The sequence below is a fragment of the Flavobacterium sp. genome (assembly GCF_039916025.1).
GTDB lineage: Bacteria > Bacteroidota > Bacteroidia > Flavobacteriales > Flavobacteriaceae > Flavobacterium.
Window position 1 is genome coordinate 1 of the sequence record NZ_JBDSMB010000104.1, and the last position, 4,642, is coordinate 4,642.

At 36.9% G+C, this 4,642-nt stretch carries 1 protein-coding gene and 1 pseudogene; both read left to right on the forward strand.

Annotation, left to right across the window (positions count from 1 at the left end; all coding sequences use genetic code 11):
* Window positions 1-203: pseudogene (locus ABIQ27_RS07330) on the forward strand (RNA-binding protein); the annotation flags it as partial.
* A 137-nt stretch (window positions 204-340) separates the two neighbouring features.
* The coding region (dnaE, locus tag ABIQ27_RS07335) for a DNA polymerase III subunit alpha (RefSeq protein ID WP_348033149.1) at window positions 341-4,642 on the forward strand (4,302 nt) is incomplete at its 3' end.

The following is a 4,642-nucleotide window of genomic DNA, read 5'->3' on the forward strand; positions in this document are numbered from 1 at the left end:
TTGAAATGTCTAATGATGATGAAGCTCAAAAAGCTATCGACGAATTAAACGGTGCAACAGTAGAAGGACGTACGATTGTAGTTAACAAATCGGAACCAAAACCAGAAGGAGAAAGAAAATCATTTAATAACAACCGTTCAGGTGGTGGTGGTTATAGTGGTGGTGGAAATTCTCGCGGTGGTGGAGATAGAGGAAGATACTAGTTTACATACTAAGATAAATAATGAAAGCCATCTCAATTGAGATGGCTTTTTTTATTGATTGTTGATAACTAAAATTGATTTCTTGGCGGCTAAAATGTATTTTTGAAACGTTACTTTTTTAAAATCCCAACAGCAATATGTATTTAATTTTTGATACCGAAACAACTGGTTTACCAAGAAATTGGTCGGCACCAATTACAGATACTGATAATTGGCCAAGATGCATTCAGATTGCCTGGCAGTTGCACGATGAGTTGGGAAATCTTATTGAGCACCAGGATTATTTAGTAAAGCCTGAAGGTTTTAATATTCCTTTTGATGCCGAAAGAATTCACGGAATTTCTACCGAATTAGCCGAAGCGCAGGGAATAGCATTGAGTGAAGTTTTAGAAAAATTCAACATCGCTTTATCGAAATCAAAATTTATTGTCGGACAAAATGTTGGCTTTGATGTCAATATTATGGGTTGTGAATTTCACCGAATGGGAATTCAATCTCAAATGAATTCGATGCCGGTTTTAGATACGTGTACCGAAGTTACGGCATCACTTTTAAAATTGCCAGGCGGTCGTGGTGGAAAATTCAAATTGCCAACATTAACCGAGTTACATAGTTATCTTTTTGGAGTTCCATTTTCAGAAGCGCATAATGCTACTGCAGATGTTGAAGCAACAACCCGTTGCTTTTTAGAACTGATAAACAGACAAGTTTTTACCAAAGAAGAATTAGACGTTCCGGCTGATTATTTCGATAAATTCAGCAAAAACAATCCTCAGGAAATTAAGCTTATTGGGCTGAAACACATCAATCTGAAACAAGCTTCGGAAGAAATTCGGAAACAATTTCAAAAGAAAGAGGAAGTTGCAACACCAACTCATCAAGAAAAGGAAGTTCACCACACTTTAGCCGATGTTGATTTTGTTCACTTGCACAATCACACCCAATTTTCTGTATTACAATCGACGATTAGCGTCGCCGATTTGGTAAAAGCAGCTGTGGAAAATAAAATGCCTGCGGTGGCGATGACTGATCATGCCAACTTGATGGGTGCTTTTCATTTTGTTCGTGATATTTTATACCATAATAAATCGGCTCAAGCCAAAAATAAAGTTGCAGAAGAAGCCGGAGAAATACCAACAGAAAACATAATCAAACCTATTGTAGGCTGCGAATTTTATGTTTGTGATGATTTAAAAGATAAGTCTCGTAAAGACAATGGTTACCAAATTGTCTTCTTAGCCAAAACCAAAAAAGGCTATCATAATCTGGCCAAATTATCTTCCATTGCTTATACCGAAGGCTTTTATTATGTGCCAAGAATTGATAGAAAAATCATCCAGCAATACAAAGAAGACATCATTGTGCTGTCTGGAAATTTATATGGAGAAATTCCAAGTAAAATTTTAAATATTGGTGAGAACCAAGCCGAAGATGCATTGCTTTGGTGGAAACAGGAATTTGCAGATGATTTCTATCTCGAATTAATGCGCCACAAGCAGGAAAATGAAAATCGTGTAAATGCGTCATTGATTTCATTAGCCAAAAAACATGATGTAAAAACCGTTGCAACCAACAACGTTTTCTATATCAATAAAGAAGATTCAAATGCTCACGATATTTTATTGTGTGTTCGTGATGGTGAAAAACAATCTACGCCAATTGGCCGCGGTCGTGGTTACCGTTACGGAATGAGCAATCAGGAATATTATTTCAAGTCAGGGGAAGCAATGAAAAAGCTTTTCCATGATTTACCCGAAGCCATCACCACTACTGAAGAAATCGTCAATAAAATTGAAATCTACGATTTATCTCGTGAAGTTTTGTTGCCAAAATTTGACATTCCAACCGAATTTTTAATCGCTGAAGACGAAGCTGATAAAGGAAAACGTGGAGAAAATAAATATTTGCACCATTTAACATTTGAAGGCGCTAAAAGAAGATACACTGAAATCACTACCGAAATTCAGGAACGAATCGATTTCGAATTACTAACGATTGAAAATTCTGGTTATCCGGGTTATTTCTTAATTGTTCAGGATTTCATTGCCGAAGCCCGAAAAATGGGAGTTTCTGTTGGTCCGGGCCGTGGTTCTGCTGCTGGTTCTGTAGTGGCATATTGCCTCGGAATTACCAACATTGATCCGTTGCTGTATAATTTGCTTTTTGAGCGTTTCCTTAATCCTGATAGGGTTTCACTTCCCGATATTGATATAGATTTTGATGATGAAGGCCGAAGTAAAGTAATGGATTATGTAATTCAGAAATACGGTTCCAAACAAGTAGCACAGATTATCACTTATGGAACAATGGCGACCAAATCGAGTATTCGTGACACCGCCAGAGTTATGGATTTACCGCTTTTTGAAGCCGATAAAGTAGCTAAATTAATTCCAGGATTAATGCCTTCAAAATGGAATTTAGCGCGACTTTTATCAGAAGATGAAGCAACAATAAAAAAAGCATTACGACCTGAAGAATTTGAGAGAGTCAAAGAATTAATATCACTTTCAAAAGAGGGAAATTTATGTTCCGATACTATAAATCAGGCAAAATTTCTGGAAGGAAACCTTAGAAATACTGGAATTCACGCTTGTGGTGTTATCATTACGCCAAGTGATATTACCAATTTTGTTCCGGTAGCAACTGCCAAAGATTCTGATTTGTATGTAACCCAATTTGATAACTCGGTCGTAGAAAGCGCGGGATTATTGAAGATGGATTTCCTGGGATTGAAAACCCTGACCTTGATAAAAGACACAGTAAAACTTGTAAAATATAGAACGGGAAAAGACCTAAATCCAGATGAATTTCCGATTGATGACGTGAAGACATATGAGCTTTTCCAACGTGGAGAAACGGTTGGGATTTTTCAGTATGAAAGTGCCGGAATGCAAAAGTATATGAAGGAATTGAAGCCAACAGTCTTTGGCGATTTGATTGCGATGAATGCACTTTATCGCCCTGGACCAATCGCTTATATACCGAGTTTTATCAAACGTAAAAACGGAGAAGAAGAAATCACATACGATATTGAAGCTTGTGAAGAATTGCTTAAAGAAACATACGGAATTACGGTTTACCAGGAGCAGGTAATGCTTTTATCACAAAAATTAGCCGATTTCTCAAAAGGTGATGCCGATGTTTTGCGTAAAGCAATGGGAAAAAAGCAAAAAGATGTTTTGGATAAAATGAAACCAAAATTCATTTCACAAGCAGAAGCCAAAGGACATTCAGCCGATAAATTAGAAAAAATCTGGAAAGACTGGGAAGCTTTTGCAGAATATGCTTTCAACAAATCGCACTCGACCTGCTATGCCTGGATTGCGTATCAAACAGCTTATTTAAAAGCCAATTATCCAGCGGAATATATGGCGGCTGTTTTGTCCAATAACATGAGTGATATCAAGCAGGTTTCCTTCTTTATGGAAGAATGTAAGCGAATGGGATTAGAGGTTCTTGGACCTGATGTGAATGAGTCATTTTATAAATTCACGGTTAATGATAATTATGCTGTTCGTTTCGGAATGGGCGCTGTTAAAGGTGTTGGTGCCAATGCGGTCGATACTATTGTTCAGAGCAGAAAAGAGGAATCCTATAAATCAATATTCGATTTAGCAAAAAAAATAGATTTGCGTGCTGCCAATAAAAAAGCATTTGAAAGTCTGGCATTAGCCGGCGGATTTGATTGTTTTCAAAACACACACCGTGCGCAGTATTTCCACATTGAAGGCGAAGGAATTACATTTTTGGAAAAAGCGGTTCGTTATGGTTCCAAATTTCAGGAGAATGAAAATTCGTCGCAAGTGAGTTTGTTTGGCGATGCCAGTGAAGTTCAGATTGCTGAGCCTATTGTTCCACCATGCGAAGAATGGGGCACGATGGAGAAATTATCACGAGAAAAAGAAGTGGTTGGAATATACATATCAGGTCATCCGCTAGACGATCATAGATATGGTATTGAGAATTTTTGTAAAACTAAATTAGAAAGTCTGAAAGAACTGGAACCCTATGTTGGCAAAACTTTGGCTGTGGGGGGAATTGTTACAAAATTTGAGCACAGGACTGCTAAAAATGGCAAAGGATGGGGGATTTTTTTATTGGAAGGATATGATGAAAGTTATGAATTTAGGATTTTTGATAAAGCCTATTTAGATTACAGAAACCTATTAAGTCATAATCAGTTTGTTTATATCAAAATTGCTGTTAAGAGCGGCTGGGTAAATCAGGAAACAGGAAAAAAATCCGAACCAAGAATTGAATTTTTGGATGTACAGCAACTGCATGATATCTTAGATAAATTCTCTAAAAAAGTATCGATAAAACTAGATATAGAAGATCTTAATGAAGAATTGATTGGCAAGTTTAATGAAGTTTTCAAAAAAAACAAAGGTGATAAGTTATTGGATTTTGAAATTTTTGAAATCGAGAAAAACACCCCC